This is a genomic window from Pseudomonas sp. RA_35y_Pfl2_P32, from assembly GCF_963970735.1.
Classification (GTDB): Bacteria; Pseudomonadota; Gammaproteobacteria; order Pseudomonadales; family Pseudomonadaceae; genus Aquipseudomonas.
This window is the reverse complement of sequence record NZ_CAXAQF010000002.1, coordinates 183,040-197,971: the sequence shown is the minus strand read 5'-3', so window position 1 is coordinate 197,971 and position 14,932 is coordinate 183,040. Positions and strand designations below refer to the sequence as shown.

Sequence of the window (14,932 nt, the reverse complement as noted above, 5' to 3'; positions counted from 1 at the left end):
CGCGCGGGCTGGAAAGCTGCGCTGTAGCGATGTCGAGAGACCTGAAACAGTGCCGAGCGTCCGGGCGTAAGCCTGGCGGGAAGGCCGGAGTATAACAGAGCAATCACTGTGCGCTGCTTTCCTGCTGCTCAACGGTTTTTTCTTCACGGGCTTGCGGGTTCACAAGAGGCAGGTCCTTGACCGGTGCCGCGCCATACCGTGCGCTGAGCTGGGCATAGGCCGGCTCACGCTTGAAGCGCTTGAGTTCGGCGCCGAAACGTTGCACCAGCAGGTCCATGCCGGCATTGCGGCGCACCGCCAGGAACTGGCTCTCGCGGCTGATGACGGTCGGGTTTTCGCTGATCTGGTCGCGCAGGTTGAGGCTGTCGAGCAGGGTTTGCCCGACCCGGCGGTCGGTGATCAGCAGGTCGATGCGCCCGCGTGCCAGCTTGCCGAAGTTGGCTTCATGGGTCGGCGCCGGCTCCCGGGTGAACAGCGTGGACTCACGAAAGTCCTGGCTGTACAGGTAGCCGGGGGAGGTGCCGATGGTCAGGCCACGCAGGTCTTCCAGGGTTTTGAAAGGGTGCGGGCGGGCGTTGGCATAAAACATCACGAATTCGACTTGCGACAGCGGTTCGCTGGGGTAGAGCAGGATGGCGTCGCGTTCGTTGCTGTGGAAGATGTCCAGTGCGCCGTCGGCCAGCCCTTGATCGAGCATGGCCAGGCAGCGTTTCCATGGCAGGAACTGCCATTGCACTTCGATTCCCAGGCGTTGGAAGACGATGGCCGTGGTTTCGTAGTCCAGCCCCCGGGCCTGGCCATTTTCTTCGTAAACGTAGGGCGCCCAGGGCTCGGTGACGATGCGCAACTTTTCCGCCCGGGCAGCAAAGCTCAGGCATACAAGAAGCGCGGCTGTCAGCAATTGGGCAATGACGGGCATCGCTGGAGATTACGACGAGAGGCGGTGAAATAGCTAGAGGCGGTCTAGCCTGAGGCTTAGTCGCCTTTTGCCTGCATCAGATGTAGGTAGATGGCTCGGCGTCGCCGGCCCAGGACCAGGCGGTTGATCGGGTGGTTGAACCAGCGTTCCAGTTGATCGTTTTCCAGCGGCCGTTTCAGGCGTTTTTCCACATTGGCATGGGCCTTTTCCCACCAGACCTGCGTACAGGCCTGATCAAACGGATTGGCATGGCGGTAGCAGCCGTAGAGGATTTCGCGCATGAACTGGCGCTGCCGCCGGGGCAAGGCCAGGGTCACGATTTTGTAGGCCAGGCGTTGCAGGGCCGGTGGGCGCGGCAGCGTCGCCGTCACCAGGGCTGTCTCGTCCAGGGCCAGGGTGCTCGTGGGGTTGGCCCGGTGTTTTTCCAGCCAGGCATTGGTCTTGGCGCGAAACAGCTCCTTGCGGCTCCAGTAGTGGTGGATCAGGTCCGGGCATTCGCGCACCTGGCGCTGGCGGTAGGCGGCCACCGACAGGCAGAACTCTTCAAGGGTGTAGGCACCCTGGGCCAGGGGGTACAGCTCGTCCATCAGGGCGAGGGAGTGGGTGAGGATGTCGGCATCTTCGCGGTACAGGCCGATCACTCCGGAGTTCAGCAGCGGCATCTGGTCGTCCGCCAGTTGTCGTTGTTGCAGCACCTCGGCCAGGGTCTGGTAGAGGAGGGTCTGTTTGTTGGCGCCGTAGGGCATGCCGAGGGTGTTGCACAGCAGGGTGCCGGGCTGGATGCGTCGGAACAGTTCCAGGGGCGAGCAGTGGAAGAAGGTGTCGGTGTCGATCAGCAGGGCCAGTTCCGACTCGGCCATCACCTGTTGCATGACGGCGTGTTTGGCGCGGAAGTGGTAGCCGTGGGGGGCTATCCAGCCTTGGCGGGTGGCTTCGTCGAACTGGCGGATCCGTACCGGCAGGTCGCGGTAGGGCGCCGGGTTGTCGGTGAAAACCTGGATGTCGAGCGCTTCCCCCGGGGTCTTGCGCAGGCCCGCCAAGGCGCTGGCAATACTGAAGAGTGCTTCCTGGTGGTAAGTGCAGGCACCGTAGACCAGGTAGATCAGTTGTGGGGTCGGCGTTGGGCTAGGTATCGACATCTACTGCGGTTTTCCAGGGTGAGTGGCAGATAAAAAAAGGCCCTGCAGTTCGCCAGGGCCATTTTTCTGAATGCTCTGCCGTGATCAGCGCGGCAGTTGCAGATTGTTCCAGACAGCGAGGCTAGGATCAGCCTGGTTCAGGGTATAGAAATGCAGCCCTGGTGCACCGCCCTGCAACAAACGTTCACACATCTGCGTGATCACCTGCTCGCCGAAACCCTGAATGCTCTGGGTGTCGTCGCCGTAGGCTTCCAGCTGCTTGCGGATCCAGCGCGGAATTTCCGCACCACAGGCATCGGAGAAGCGCGCCAGCTTGCTGTAGTTGGTGATCGGCATGATGCCCGGCACGATCGGGATGTTCACGCCCATCGCCTGTACACGCTCGACGAAGTAGAAATAGCTGTCGGCGTTGAAGAAGTACTGGGTGATCGCACTGTTGGCGCCTGCGTTGGCCTTGCGAACGAAGTTGGCGATATCGTCTTCGAAATTGCGCGCTTGCGGATGCATTTCCGGATAAGCGGCGACTTCGATGTGGAAATGATCGCCGGTTTCTTCACGAATGAATTGCACCAGGTCATTGGCGTGGCGCAACTCGCCACTGGCCATGCCCATGCCCGACGGCAGGTCACCGCGCAAGGCAACGATCCGGGTGATGCCCGCCGCCTGGTACTGGCTCAGCAGGCCGCGCAGGTCAGCCTTGCTGTCGCCGACGCAGGACAGGTGCGGCGCAGCAGGGACTTTGACTTCGCTTTCCAGTTGCAACACGGTGTTGAGGGTACGATCACGGGTCGAACCGCCAGCGCCATAGGTGCAGGAGAAGAAGTCGGGGTTGTAGGTGGCCAACTGACGAGCAGTGGCCAGCAGCTTTTCATGCCCAGCATCGGTCTTGGTCGGGAAGAACTCGAAGCTGTAGCGACGATCTTGGGACATGGTCATATCCTTGGAAGCACGTAAGGCGGACGTTGACCCCCTGCAGGAGCGAGCTTGCTCGCGAAAAACGTGAGGGCAACGCGTTTATCCAGACACCACGCGTTATCGTTAACGTCCATCGCGAGCAAGCTCGCTCCTGCAAGAAGAGTCGGCCGATCAGTAGCGGTAAGCGTGCGGCTTGAACGGACCTTCGACGGTCACGCCGATGTAGTCGGCCTGGGTCTTGGTCAGTTGAGTCACGACGCCGCCGAAACCGCGGACCATTTCCAGGGCCACTTCTTCGTCGAGTTTCTTGGGCAGTACTTCAACGGTCAGGCGCTCGGCTTTCTGGGCTGGCGACAGGTCGGCGTACTTCTGGCCGAACAGGAAGATCTGCGCCAGGACCTGGTTGGCGAACGAACCGTCCATGATGCGGCTTGGGTGGCCGGTCGCGTTGCCCAGGTTCACCAGGCGGCCTTCGGCCAGCAGGATCAGGTAGTCGTCGTTCTGTGCGTCGAAATCACCAGGGCCGGTGCGGTGGATCTTGTGCACCTGTGGCTTCACTTCTTCCCATGCCCAGTTCTTGCGCATGAAAGCGGTGTCGATTTCGTTGTCGAAGTGGCCGATGTTGCAGACAACAGCGCGCTTCTTCAGGGCCTTGAGCATGTTCGAGTCGCAAACGTTGACGTTGCCGGTGGTGGTCACGATCAGGTCGATCTTGCCCAGCAGCGCCTTGTCGATGCTTGCTTCGGTGCCGGTGTTGATACCGTCGATGAACGGCGATACCAGTTCGAAACCGTCCATGCAGGCTTGCATGGCGCAGATCGGGTCAACTTCGGAAACCTTGACGATCATGCCTTCCTGGCGCAGGGACTGGGCCGAACCCTTGCCCACGTCGCCGTAGCCGATGACCAGCGCTTGTTTGCCGGACAGCAGGTGGTCGGTACCACGCTTGATCGCATCGTTGAGGCTGTGACGGCAGCCGTACTTGTTGTCGTTCTTGCTCTTGGTCACCGAGTCGTTGACATTGATGGCCGGGATTTTCAGCTCGCCCTTGGCCAGCATGTCCAGCAGGCGGTGCACGCCGGTGGTGGTTTCTTCGGTCACGCCATGGACGCGATCCAGTACCGCCGGGTATTTTTTGTGCAGCAGCTCGGTCAGGTCGCCGCCGTCGTCGAGGATCATGTTGGCCTCCCATGGCGCGCCATCCTTGAGGATGGTTTGCTCCAGGCACCACTCGTACTCTGCTTCGGTCTCACCTTTCCAGGCGAACACCGGAATGCCGGCCGCGGCGATGGACGCGGCAGCCTGGTCCTGAGTCGAGAAAATGTTGCAGGACGACCAGCGCACTTCGGCACCCAGGGCGACCAGGGTTTCGATCAGCACGGCAGTCTGGATGGTCATGTGGATGCAGCCGAGGATCTTCGCACCCTTGAGCGGTTGCTCTTCGGCGTACTTGCGACGCAGACCCATCAGGGCCGGCATTTCCGATTCGGCGATGATGGTTTCGCGACGGCCCCAGGCAGCCAGGGACATGTCGGCGACTTTGTAGTCGGTGAAATCTGCAGGCGTGTTGACAGCGCTCATGAAGAGCCTCCATTCGTAATGTATGCGAATGGGCGCCGTTGTGCGTTTAGTGTCCGGCGGTTCAAGGCCAGGCAACGCCCCATCCGAGCCTGACAGGTCTAGCCTGCTGCAGCGCCCCTCGGACAGGTGGCGGGAAAACGGTAGCAACCGAAGATGACCGTTTTGAAACGGGGGCGATTATAGCGGGCCGGGCGGATCTTCCAAAGGGTTTCTGTCGGCTGGTTGATAATCTTGATCGAGACCATAGTCGATGCTGCGTAGAGCTCTGCGTCGGGCTCTGCCATGATGGCCGGCATCAATTGGCAAGACGGTCAGGAGTGAGCATGAATTTCCACACCCGCAAATGGGTAAAACCCGAAGACCTCAACCCCAACGGCACGCTGTTCGGCGGTAGCCTGTTGCGCTGGATCGACGAAGAAGCGGCGATCTATGCCATCGTCCAGTTGGGCAACCAGCGCGTGGTCACCAAGTACATTTCCGAAATCAACTTTGTCAGCGCCTCGCGCCAGGGCGACATCATTGAGTTGGGCATCACCGCCACCGAGTTCGGTCGTACCTCGATCACCCTGACCTGCGAAGTGCGTAACAAGATCACCCGCAAGAGCATTCTCACGGTGGAAAAGATGGTCTTTGTGAACCTCGGCGAGGACGGCCTGCCGGCCGCGCACGGGCGGACCGAGATCAAGTACGTCAAGGACCAGTTCCAGGATGACGCCGGCGTCGAATAAAACACAGAACGCAAGCCGCTCCTCGCGTGTCGTACCTAAACGACACGCCACAGGTTGCGGACGCCATGAACACTGAAAAAAACGGCAAGACCCCGAACCTTTCGGCGCAGGAACAGCACGACGTCGACAAGAACCAGCCACCGCGCGCGGCGGTGCTGCATGAAATCATTCGCACCCAGGGTGACCAGGAGTTGGAACGCAGTATTGCTGCGCTCTGGTGGTCTGCCTTGGCCGCAGGCTTGACCATGGGCCTGTCGCTGATGGCCATGGGTCTGCTGAACTCGCGACTGCCGGACGGCGAAGCCTTCAAGGTGATCGCCAGTTTTGGCTACTGCGCGGGTTTCCTGGCGGTGATCCTTGCCCGCCAGCAGTTGTTTACGGAAAACACCCTGACCGCCGTGCTGCCGGTCATGACCAAACCCACGTTGAACAATTTCGGGCGGCTGTTGCGCCTGTGGGCAGTGGTGCTGTTTGGCAATCTGTGCGGGACCTTGCTGGTCGCCTACGTGATGTTGCACCTGCCGATTTTCGACACCCGGACCGACCTGGCCTTCCTCGACATCGGGCGCAAGGTCATGGAAAACGATGCCAGCAAAATGTTCGCCAAGGGCATTGTCTCAGGCTGGATGATCGCCACCATGGTCTGGATGATCCCTTCCATGGAAAGCGCCAAGATGTGGATCATCATCCTCATCACTTACCTGATGGCGCTGGGGGACTTCACCCACATCGTGGTCGGTTCGGCCGAAGTCTCCTACCTGGTGTTCGCTGGCGAGTTGTCATGGGCGGACTTCTGGCTAGTGTTTGCGGGTCCTACGCTGGCGGGGAACATCATCGGCGGCAGCTTCATCTTTGCCTTGCTCAGTCATGCACAGATTCGCAGCGAGAGCGGACCGCCGAAGAAGACCAACGCGCCAGTGGCTGATCCGCACACATCGGATAAATGAGGCCTGGTTCACCCTGGATGCGCGGGTAGAAGCCTGAATTTCAAGAATTATTGAAAGGTGTCGAAATGATTGCGCAGCGCTTGCTGTATATTGCGAACGCTTCCTATTCATAAAAAGACGGATCTTTATGCACTTCAAAGGCTTCTCTTCTGCGCGCCTGCTAGGTGCGCTACTGGTGTCTGTCCTGGCTGTGGGCACCGTCCAGGCCAAGGATGATGGCACTGACCTTTCGATCACCATCGAGAAAGAAATCCAGACCCATGTGGTCAATGCCGACGGCAGTTTTGTCGCTACCCTGGAAACGGTGCACCTGATCAACGAAGAGCGGGCGATCAAGGCCTGGGCCCAACGTTCGATGAGTTACAACCGGACCCTGGAAACCTTGGAGGTGGTCCAGGCGTATACGCAAAAGCCTGACGGGCGCAAGGTGCAGGTCAAGGCCGACCAGATCAAGGAGCAGCAGGAGCGTGCGTCGGCGGATGCACCGATGTTCCAGGACACGCTGCTCAAGGTGGTGATCTTCCCTGAGGTTGCCGTGGGTGACCGCCTGGTGCTTCAGTTTAAAAAAAAGCGCAGCACGGCGCTGTTTCCTGGCCAGTTTGAAGACCTGTCCTACCCGGCGTTTTTCCCTATCCGGCAATTCACCCTGATCTATGATCTGCCGGCCGACATGCCGCTGCACGCCGATGCCAAGGGGTTCACCGCGACCACGCCGGCTGCCGGGCCGGGACGCAAAATCTATCGCTGGGACTATGTGCCTGCGCAAAAGGCGCGAATCGAGCAGGGGGCGGTGTCTTACCTGGACTACGGCCAATACCTGGCGGTGTCGACGTTCAGCCATTTCGCCGCATTCGCCAAAGCCTACGATGCACGGGCCCACAGCACCCTGACGCCGCAGATCCAGGACCTCGCCAACGGCCTCACGGCCGGGCTCGACACGCCCCGGGCCAAGGCGATTGCGCTCAGCGACTGGGTGCGCAAGAACATCCGTTATGTTGCGGTCTACGTCGGCCCGGGCGGTGTAGTGCCCCATCCGGTGGACACGATTCTGGCCAACCGCTATGGCGACTGTAAGGACCACGTAGCGCTGCTGGAAGCCATGCTGGCGGCGGTGGGAATCGAGAGCTCGCCGGCCCTGGTCAACCTGGGCAATGCCTATGTGTTGCCCAAGGTGCCGACGCTGGGGCTGCTCAACCACGCCATTACCTATGTGCCGAGCCTGAACCTGTATCTTGACTCCACCGCCGAAGGCATTGCCGCGGGTTACCTGCCGGTGCCCGTGCTGGACAAGCCGGTGGTCCTGAGCAAGTCCGGTGATGTTGGACACACGCCGGCCACTCAAGAGGGCCTGGTGGAAAACAGCATGCTGTTCAAGGTCTCGTCAAAAGGCGCGGCCGACTTCAGCCATACCTCCAATGTGATCGGCTGGGCCGCCGAAGTGAACCGCTATGGGGTCAGGTCGATGAAGCCCGCCGATCGCGACCTGCTGATCCAGCAGGTCCTTGCGTCCTGCGGGCTCAATGGCAGCGGCACGTTTGATGCCGGGAAGTTCGAGGGGAGCGGCCAGGACTATGAAATGAACATGGCCGGGCGCGTGGAAAACCTGGTCAACCTGCCAGGGCCGATCGGGGTGCTGACCATGAGCAGCCTGGCCGGTGGCATTGCGCAAAGTGTCTTTGGTCTGCTCATGGAGCCGGAGCGGACTCAGGCATTCACCTGCATTTCCGGGGTGACCGAGGAGCAGGCGCGCTTTGAGTTCCCGCAGGATGTCAGCATTCTCGCGGCACCGAAAAACGTGACGCTGAGCCATGAGCGGTTCGACTACCGTTCGACCTATGCCCGCGAGGGCAACGCGGTGGTGGTCAAGCGCCGCTTCGACTTCAAACAGCCGGGCGCGGTGTGCACCCCGGAGGACTTCAAGTCGATGAAAACCATGGCGCAGGCCGCGGCCAATGACCTGAAAAGCCAGATCATTGTGCAGTCGCTTTAAGCTCCAGGGCATTCGCCCGCCGTTGCCGGTAAATGAAGTACAGCGCGGTCAGCACGGTCAAGCCGCTGACCAGCGCGCCGGTCCAAGGCAGGTCCGCCAGATCGGCACCGCTGGCCACCACCAGCCCGCCGATCCAGGCGCCGGCAGCGTTGCCCAGGTTGAAGGCGCTCTGGTTCAGGGTCGAGCCCAGGTTGGGGGCTTCATGGGCCTGGTCGATGATCAGCAGTTGCAGGATCGGGCACAGGGCAAAGGCAAATATGCCCCAGAGCACCAGGGTAATGGCCGCCGGGATCACCGAGTGGCTGGTCTGGCTGAACGCCGCCAACACCACCATGACCGCCAGTGCCATGCCCACCAGTGAGGGCAACAAGCGGCTGTCGGCCAGCTTTCCACCCAGCATGCTACCCGCCGTCAGGCCGACGCCAAACAACAGCAGCATGAGGGTCACGCCGTGGGGGCTGACACCGGTGATGTCCTGCAGGATCGGCGCGATGTAGGTAAACACGCTGAACAGACTGGTGGACGCCAGCACGCTCATGCCCAGTGCCAGCAAGACACTGGGCTTGCCCAGTACCTTGAACTCACTGGCCAGGTTGGCCTTGTCCATGGCGATTTCCTTGGGCAACCACAGCCATTGGGCGAGGGCCGCAATCACCCCGATGACCGACACCGCCCAGAACGTCGAGCGCCAGCCGGCATACTGGCCCAAGGCCGTGCCCAGGGGCACGCCCAGCACATTGGCCAGGGTCAGGCCGGTGAACATCATGGCAATCGCCTGGGCCCGCTTGTTCGGTGCCACCAGGCCAGCGGCGACCACCGAGCCGATGCCAAAGAAGGCGCCATGGCACAGCGCGGTGATCACCCGGGCCGCCATCAGCGTGGCGTAGTTCGGCGCCAGGGCGCAGAGGATGTTGCCGAGGATGAACATCAACGTCATGCCCAGCAATGTGGCCTTGCGGGGCATGTTGGCGGTGCCGATCGCGAGGATCGGCGCACCGAATACCACGCCCAGGGCATAGCCGGTAATCAGCAGGCCGGCGTCGGGGATGCTCACCGCAAGGTCGCGGGCGACATCGGGCAGCAGGCCCATGATGACAAATTCGGTGGTGCCGATGCCAAAAGCGGCAACGGCCAAAGCAAGCAAGGCCAGTGGCATGCGCAAGGTCTCTATGGGTAGTCTTGACGCTTTGATCAGGCGAACGCCTGCCGGCTCCCGAGTCGTTGACGAGTCAGGCAGCAGCAGAAATTTATTGGAATAAGTATGTGCGCAAGTGAGTGCGGCGTGGTCGCTTGCAGTATAAACAGCTGCTGACATATGGCGAATCAATTCTCTTGGGCAAGGAGGCGACGTGCTCGCGACAGTTCTGGTTTTAGTGGCGGCGCTGTTGCACGCGGCCTGGAATACCCTGATCAAGTTCAGCGCTGAACGTTTGCTGGTGGTGGCCTGCATGGACAGCGTGGCGCTGTTGTTCGTGGCATTGGCGCTGCCGTTCGTGAGCTTGCCGCCACTGGACATCTGGCCGTGGATCCTCGCTTCGGCGGCCTTTGAACTGCTCTATCGCTACCTGCTGATCCAGGCTTACCGGGTGGGTGACCTGGGCCTGGTCTATCCACTGATGCGCGGGTTGTCGCCGCTGGTGGTGCTGGCGTTGACCCTGATCTTCGCCGGTGAGGTGCTGACCACCCAGCAGATCCTCGGCATCTTGCTGATCCCGTTCGGCATGCTCTGCCTGCTGTGGCAGGGCGGTGGCGGCGAGCGCTTGCCGTGGACGATGCTGCCGGTGGTGGCATTGATCGGCCTGTGCATCGGCTGCTACACCTTCATCGATGGCCAGGCCATCCGCCGCTGGTCGCACCCGCTGGATTACCTGGTCTGGGTCACGTTGCTCAGTGCCTGGCCGTTCCCGTTGCTGGCCATGGTCAGCAGGCGGCCGGCATTCATGCTGTTCTGGCGAGAGCAGTGGCGGCTGGGGCTGGCGGTCGGATTCTGCGTGTTGTTCAGCTACGCTCTGGTGCTCTGGGCCATGCAGTTGGGGTCGATTGCCGAAGCGGCGGCGTTGCGCGAGATCAGCGTGATCCTGGTGGTGCTCTTCGGTATGCGTTACCTCAAAGAACCTTTTGGCAGACCACGGCTCTTAGCCTGTGGGCTGGTGCTGATTGGCATACTCGTGATGAAGTTCTGAGCCCAGGCTCATAAAAACCCAAAAAGAAGGAATCGGTAATGACTGTGGCTCTGTGGTGCATCTTGATCGCGATTTTCCTGCCGTATCTGTGTACAGCCATCGCCAAGGCCGGCGGCGGCTACCGGCTGCGGGACAACCATGACCCGCGCGCGTTTGCGTTGACCCTGGATGGCTTTGCCAAGCGCGCGCATGCGGCCCAGCTCAACAGTTTCGAGATCACCCCGGCATTCGCCGCGGCGGTCATCGTCGCGCATCTGGCCGGCAACGCCGAGCTGGTGACGATCAACGTGTTGTCAGTGTTGTTCATCACCAGCCGCCTGCTGTACATCATCTGCTACCTGGCCGACTGGGCGATCCTGCGGTCGCTGGTGTGGTTTGTCGGGGTCGGGCTGATCGTCAGCTTCTTTTTCGTCTCGATCTGACCCGGCCAGTCACTTAGTGTCAGGTACCTGTGGCAGTTGGGGCAGCGGTGCGCCTTTTGGCCACAACATCCAGATCTGTCCCTGCTGTTTCATGTCGCCGGCCAGGTGCCCGGCGGCATCGCCGGTTCCCCAGAACAGGTCGGCGCGCACTTCGCCCGTGATCGCGCCACCGGTGTCCTGCGCGGCTACCGGGCGGACCAGTGGGGTGCCATCAGGGCGAGTGGTCGATAACCACAGCAGGCTGCCCAGCGGAATCACCTTGCGATCCACCGCCACGCTGTAACCCGACGTCAGCGGCACGTTCAGCGAGCCGCGCGGGCCTTCGTTGCTGTCGGGGTTGCGGGTGAAGAACACATAGCTCGGGTTGCTGGCCAGCAGCTCGGGAATGCGTGTCGGATTGGCCTTGGCCCAGGCGCTGATGGCGCCCATGGTCACTGCTTCTTTCTTCAGCTCGCCCTGTTCCACCAACCAGCGGCCAATGGGCCGATACGGGTGGCCGTTCTGGTCGGCATAGGCGATGCGCAGTTGTCGGCCATCGGCCAGTTGGACCCGGCCCGAACCCTGGATCTGCAGGAATTGCAGGTCCATCGGGTCGGTCAGCCAGGCCACCACCGGGGCTTTGACCCCTTGGGTTCCGATGGTGGCAGCGTCGTCGTACGGCTTGAGTACTCGCCCTTCAAGGCGGCCGCGCAGACGCTTGCCCTTGAGCTCGGGGTAAATACTATCGAGGGAGACGATGATCATGTCTTCCGGCACGCCGTAGATCGGCACGTGGGCTGCCGGTGTCTGCGTCAGGCTGCCGGGGTACACCGGTTCGTAGTAGCCGGTGATCAAGCCGTTGGCATTGCCGCCGGAGGAGCGCAAGCCGTAGACCTGGAGCTGTTCCTTGAGGAAGGCGCGGATCGCCGTGGCGTCTTGTGGCACGCTGGCCGCCGCCGCGCAGGGCGCGCCCCAGACCGGGTCGGCCTTGAGGCGGGTGCAGGCGCTGCGCCATGAACCGAACCCGGCCAGCAGGTCGTTATCGGACACCGCGGGCAAGGCGTCCCAGGTCGCGCTGGCGTAGGTGGCGATCGCGTGGGTTTGCGGCTGGGTATTGTCGCCACCATTGCAACCGGCGAGGAGGGCGATCATCGGAAAGGTCCAGCCCAGGTGCTTGCGCCAGGCCTTGAAACGACTGTTCATGCGGTACTTCCTGTGATCGGCTGCCGGAGCCCTTCAGGCATTCCGGCAACCCTTATTGTTAATAGGGCTATTGGTCTTTGCGGATCAGGCGAGGATACTGGCCGCCGATTTCCGTGACCTTGAGCCACCATGACTCTTAAAAGAATTTCTATTGTATTGCTGGCCTGCCTGACGCTGTCTGCCTGTGGCGGTGTCGATCCGAACTCGCCGCTGGGTCAGCGCAAGGCGATCTTCAAGCAAATGCTCAAGACCGGCGAAGACCTGGGCGGCATGTTGCGCGGGCGCGTACCGTTCGACGGTCCGCGTTTTGCCGAAGGCGCCGTCAAGCTCGATACCCTGTCCCGGGAGCCGTGGAAGCATTTTCCTCAGGTTCGCGAGGAGGATCACAGCAGCGCCAAGGATGAGGTCTGGCAGAAACAGGCGCGCTTCCAGGAAATGGCCCGCACGCTGGAAGCGGCCACCGCTGAGCTGGTGGTCGCCAGCCAGGTCCAGCCCTACAAGGCAAGCAACCTCGGCCCTGCGGTGCAGAAAGTCGAAGACGCGTGCAGTGCCTGCCATAAAGAATTTCGCGACCACTGAGTGCGCTGGCGTCTGTAGGCGCTGGGTTCGGCGTTGTGCTTACTTATCCAACTCGTCCAGCGCTTCCTGCAATTCCTTGCGGGATTCAGCGAGTTTGTCTTTGCGTTTGTTGATCCTCTCCGGATCGCCCTTTTTCATCGCCTTGTCGAGGTCGGCCTGACGCTTGCTGACTTCGTGCTTGGCGTCGAGCACCTTGCTTTCGCGTTCTTTTTTCAGGGAGGCATCGGTGCAGTGGGCGGTGACTTCGCTCAGGGCCTTTTCCAGGCCGGCCTGTTGCTCGGCATTGCCGTGGGCCTTGGCTTGCTCGATCTGCGTGCTGATGGCCTGGCGCTTGGCGGCGCAGCCGGTGAGTTCCGGGGCTTGTTCGGCCGCCATCAGGGGGGCAGCCAGGACGCTGCACAGGGTCAACAGGGCGAGCGGTGAAAGACGTTTCATGAAGGCTCCGTTCAACAGGTAATCAAGTCAGCGAGCAGATGGTCGGTTTGAGCGCATCGATACTCGTTGGGTTCAAGGGTGCAGGTATCCCGGTCACTCAAACCCGTCGATACCGGCAGCTTGCAATTGTTCGCTCAAGGCCAGCACGTGCGGGTCACGAAAAAAGGCGCTCAATTGCGCCGCGCGGCCCGGGCCGATTGCACCTTCGGCTAACCATTGGCCAGTGTCTCGCTGTGCCAGCAACTGCCATGGGCCCTCCAGGCTGGCATCACCCGTGGGCGGAACACCCAAGGCCTTTAGCCAGCGGGCGAATGGTTGCTGACGGGCACGTTGCAGACTCTCCAGCAGGCGCGCGCTGTTGCGCTCGCCGAAGCCGGCAATGGTAGCAAGCTCTTGGGCATCGAGGGTCAACCAATCCAGTAACCCTTTGATACGACCGGCCTGGACCAGCTTCTCCCAGGTGCCAGGGCCCACCTGCGTCAAGGCCAGGCCCTGCTTGCCACTGAGCCAGGTCAAGCGCGCCAGGAACTGGCTTTCACAGCCGGGAGTCGGTTGCCAGCAACTCAGTGAATGGAAGTCTTCAGCGTGCGGCACCTGGACCTGGGCGCGTTCGGTGCTGCGCAACACCACGCTGTCGAGTCGCGGGATGGTCAGGCCGGCCAGGCTGATTGAAACGTGATCACCGGGGCGGATATCCAGGCGCTGCCAACGCTGCAGTGAGCTGACGCTCACTCGCCGGATCTGCCGGTCATCGAGGATGAAGGGCGCAAGCTCCAGTACCGGGGTGATGCGTCCGGTGCGCCCGGTCTTGAAGTGCACCTTGCGCACCTCGGCCAAGGCCTGGGCGAAGGGGTATTTCCAGGCGATGGCCCAATACGGTGACCTGGCTTGCCAGCGTTCGGCTGGCGGCCGTTGCTGCTGGCGCAGAACGATGCCGTCCGTGGCGAACGGCAGCGGCGTGCGGTACCAGTGTTCGCGCCAGCGTTCGGCATCGGCAAAGGTCTGGATCGGTTGGCTGAAGGGCTGCGTGTCGCTGAACCCCAGGTCAGTCAGGGCAGCGGCACGGACGGGCAACTCGACGGGGCCCCGGGGCCAGTCCCAGACAAACAGACCGATGCCGTCGGCCTCCTGTGGCTGCAGGGTCTTGCGGGCCATCAGCCCGGCCACATTGCTGCGGGCATTGAGGCTGCCCGCCGTGGCCTGCACGTGATCCGTCAGGCGCCAATACAGTTCGCCCTGCACCAACAGGTCCATGGGCTGCGGCAATTGCTGGGGAATGGCGCTGAGCTTGCGGGCCTGGGCGGTCCAGTCCTGCCCCAGGATGCCGTCGCCCCGACTGATGGCCTGGGTCAATCGGCCCTGCTGGTAAACCAGGGTCACGGCCACCCCGTCGACCTTGGGTTGCACCCAGACCTGCTGGCGTGAGGCGAGCCAGTCTTTGACGGCCAGGCCGTCGCGGAGTTTGTCCAGGCCGGTATGGGGCGTGGGATGGGCCAGGGTGCCGCGCGCGGTCAGCAGCGGATTGTCGGCTGCCGCGCTCGCATTGAAGCAGCTACGCCAGGTGCTGAGCCGGGCGCGGGACTGGTCGTAGAGTTCATCGGCGATCGGTGATTGACCCAGGCGGTGGTAGCGTTCGTCCCAGCGCTGGATCTGTTGCTGCAGGGCTTCGATTTCAGCGCCGGCGCGCTCGGCCGGCCAGTCGGGGCAGGGGCTGGCATTGGCCAGCAGGCAGGCGCTGCCCAGGCATAGGCCGAGCAACAGGGGGGAGAGAACCGGCATCGTGAGCGTCCTTGCCCGAGGGGGAGAAACTCAAGGCTAGATCAGGACCGAAGCGGGTGTTGCGCAGTGCTTTGCAGGGTGTGTCGCCACCCCAAAAAACACAAGCCCCGCGCGGCGAACCGGGCGGGGCTTG

14 protein-coding genes and 1 riboswitch are annotated in these 14,932 nt (G+C 61.9%); of the genes, 6 read left to right on the top strand and 8 right to left on the bottom strand.

What is annotated here, in order from left to right:
* Positions 1-103: 103 nt before the first annotated feature.
* The 4 genes from AACY45_RS02930 to ahcY all read right to left on the bottom strand — a co-directional run bounded on the left by AACY45_RS02930 (position 104) and on the right by ahcY (position 4,554).
* Positions 104-919: a substrate-binding periplasmic protein gene (locus tag AACY45_RS02930; protein ID WP_339544073.1), complete on the bottom strand. Its 816-nt coding sequence runs from the start codon at positions 917-919 to the stop codon at positions 104-106.
* A gap of 56 nt (positions 920-975) precedes the next feature.
* Entirely contained in the window at positions 976-2,058 is a 1,083-nt protein-coding gene (locus AACY45_RS02925) for a hypothetical protein (protein WP_339544072.1), read from the bottom strand.
* A gap of 84 nt (positions 2,059-2,142) precedes the next feature.
* Positions 2,143-2,988, bottom strand: a complete 846-nt coding sequence (metF, locus tag AACY45_RS02920; RefSeq protein ID WP_339544071.1) for a methylenetetrahydrofolate reductase [NAD(P)H] — start codon at positions 2,986-2,988, stop codon at positions 2,143-2,145.
* A gap of 156 nt (positions 2,989-3,144) precedes the next feature.
* Positions 3,145-4,554 carry an adenosylhomocysteinase gene (ahcY, locus tag AACY45_RS02915; protein WP_339544070.1) on the bottom strand — a complete coding sequence of 470 codons (1,410 nt, stop codon included), beginning with the start codon at positions 4,552-4,554 and terminating at the stop codon, positions 3,145-3,147.
* 23 nt (positions 4,555-4,577) lie between these two features.
* Positions 4,578-4,680, bottom strand: a riboswitch (S-adenosyl-L-homocysteine riboswitch).
* A gap of 197 nt (positions 4,681-4,877) precedes the next feature.
* Between ahcY and AACY45_RS02910 the strand changes: the two genes are divergently transcribed.
* The 3 genes from AACY45_RS02910 (at position 4,878) to AACY45_RS02900 (ending at position 8,219) form a co-directional block, all read left to right on the top strand.
* Positions 4,878-5,282: an acyl-CoA thioesterase gene (locus AACY45_RS02910; RefSeq protein WP_339544069.1), complete on the top strand. Its 405-nt coding sequence runs from the start codon at positions 4,878-4,880 to the stop codon at positions 5,280-5,282.
* A 65-nt stretch (positions 5,283-5,347) separates the two neighbouring features.
* On the top strand, positions 5,348-6,229 hold the full coding sequence (locus tag AACY45_RS02905; protein ID WP_339544068.1) for a formate/nitrite transporter family protein: 882 nt from the start codon (positions 5,348-5,350) through the stop codon (positions 6,227-6,229).
* 127 nt (positions 6,230-6,356) lie between these two features.
* On the top strand, positions 6,357-8,219 hold the full coding sequence (locus AACY45_RS02900) for a DUF3857 domain-containing transglutaminase family protein (protein WP_339544067.1): 1,863 nt from the start codon (positions 6,357-6,359) through the stop codon (positions 8,217-8,219).
* Here the strand turns inward: AACY45_RS02900 and AACY45_RS02895 are convergent.
* A complete protein-coding gene (locus AACY45_RS02895) occupies positions 8,200-9,375 on the bottom strand; it encodes an MFS transporter (protein WP_339544066.1) in 1,176 nt (391 codons plus the stop codon). The two genes, AACY45_RS02900 and AACY45_RS02895, sit on opposite strands and share 20 nt — an antisense overlap.
* Positions 9,376-9,568: 193 nt before the next feature.
* On the opposite strand from AACY45_RS02895, the gene AACY45_RS02890 reads away from it, so the two are divergent.
* The gene (locus tag AACY45_RS02890) at positions 9,569-10,402 is read left to right on the top strand and encodes an EamA family transporter (RefSeq protein ID WP_339544065.1); all 834 of its coding nucleotides are present in this window, start codon (positions 9,569-9,571) and stop codon (positions 10,400-10,402) included.
* Between the two features lie 38 nt (positions 10,403-10,440).
* Positions 10,441-10,824: an MAPEG family protein gene (locus tag AACY45_RS02885; protein ID WP_339544064.1), complete on the top strand. Its 384-nt coding sequence runs from the start codon at positions 10,441-10,443 to the stop codon at positions 10,822-10,824.
* 9 nt (positions 10,825-10,833) lie between these two features.
* Here the strand turns inward: AACY45_RS02885 and mltA are convergent, their stop codons facing one another.
* The gene (mltA, locus tag AACY45_RS02880) at positions 10,834-12,006 is read right to left on the bottom strand and encodes a murein transglycosylase A (RefSeq protein ID WP_339544063.1); all 1,173 of its coding nucleotides are present in this window, start codon (positions 12,004-12,006) and stop codon (positions 10,834-10,836) included.
* Between the two features lie 129 nt (positions 12,007-12,135).
* Here mltA and AACY45_RS02875 point away from each other — a divergent pair, with 129 nt between their 5' ends.
* Complete coding sequence (locus AACY45_RS02875; protein ID WP_339544062.1) at positions 12,136-12,585, top strand: c-type cytochrome; 450 nt, start codon at positions 12,136-12,138, stop codon at positions 12,583-12,585.
* Positions 12,586-12,624: 39 nt separating this feature from the next.
* Here the strand turns inward: AACY45_RS02875 and AACY45_RS02870 are convergent, their stop codons facing one another.
* Both AACY45_RS02870 and ligB read right to left on the bottom strand, forming a co-directional pair.
* Positions 12,625-13,020, bottom strand: a complete 396-nt coding sequence (locus AACY45_RS02870) for a DUF1090 domain-containing protein (RefSeq protein WP_339544061.1) — start codon at positions 13,018-13,020, stop codon at positions 12,625-12,627.
* 93 nt (positions 13,021-13,113) lie between these two features.
* A complete protein-coding gene (ligB, locus tag AACY45_RS02865) occupies positions 13,114-14,799 on the bottom strand; it encodes an NAD-dependent DNA ligase LigB (protein WP_339544060.1) in 1,686 nt (561 codons plus the stop codon).
* Positions 14,800-14,932 lie beyond the last annotated feature (133 nt).

Bases quoted from the DNA above. Each gene is read 5' to 3' on its own strand.
- AACY45_RS02870 (WP_339544061.1), bottom strand. From the start codon at position 13,020: ATGAAACGTCTTTCACCGCTCGCCCTGTTGACCCTGTGCAGCGTCCTG.
- metF (WP_339544071.1), bottom strand. From the start codon at position 2,988: ATGTCCCAAGATCGTCGCTACAGCTTCGAGTTCTTCCCGACCAAGACC.
- AACY45_RS02905 (WP_339544068.1), top strand. From the start codon at position 5,348: ATGAACACTGAAAAAAACGGCAAGACCCCGAACCTTTCGGCGCAGGAA.
- ahcY (WP_339544070.1), bottom strand. From the start codon at position 4,554: ATGAGCGCTGTCAACACGCCTGCAGATTTCACCGACTACAAAGTCGCC.
- AACY45_RS02895 (WP_339544066.1), bottom strand. From the start codon at position 9,375: ATGCCACTGGCCTTGCTTGCTTTGGCCGTTGCCGCTTTTGGCATCGGC.
- AACY45_RS02910 (WP_339544069.1), top strand. From the start codon at position 4,878: ATGAATTTCCACACCCGCAAATGGGTAAAACCCGAAGACCTCAACCCC.
- AACY45_RS02900 (WP_339544067.1), top strand. From the start codon at position 6,357: ATGCACTTCAAAGGCTTCTCTTCTGCGCGCCTGCTAGGTGCGCTACTG.
- ligB (WP_339544060.1), bottom strand. From the start codon at position 14,799: ATGCCGGTTCTCTCCCCCCTGTTGCTCGGCCTATGCCTGGGCAGCGCC.
- AACY45_RS02875 (WP_339544062.1), top strand. From the start codon at position 12,136: ATGACTCTTAAAAGAATTTCTATTGTATTGCTGGCCTGCCTGACGCTG.
- AACY45_RS02925 (WP_339544072.1), bottom strand. From the start codon at position 2,058: ATGTCGATACCTAGCCCAACGCCGACCCCACAACTGATCTACCTGGTC.
- mltA (WP_339544063.1), bottom strand. From the start codon at position 12,006: ATGAACAGTCGTTTCAAGGCCTGGCGCAAGCACCTGGGCTGGACCTTT.
- AACY45_RS02930 (WP_339544073.1), bottom strand. From the start codon at position 919: ATGCCCGTCATTGCCCAATTGCTGACAGCCGCGCTTCTTGTATGCCTG.
- AACY45_RS02885 (WP_339544064.1), top strand. From the start codon at position 10,441: ATGACTGTGGCTCTGTGGTGCATCTTGATCGCGATTTTCCTGCCGTAT.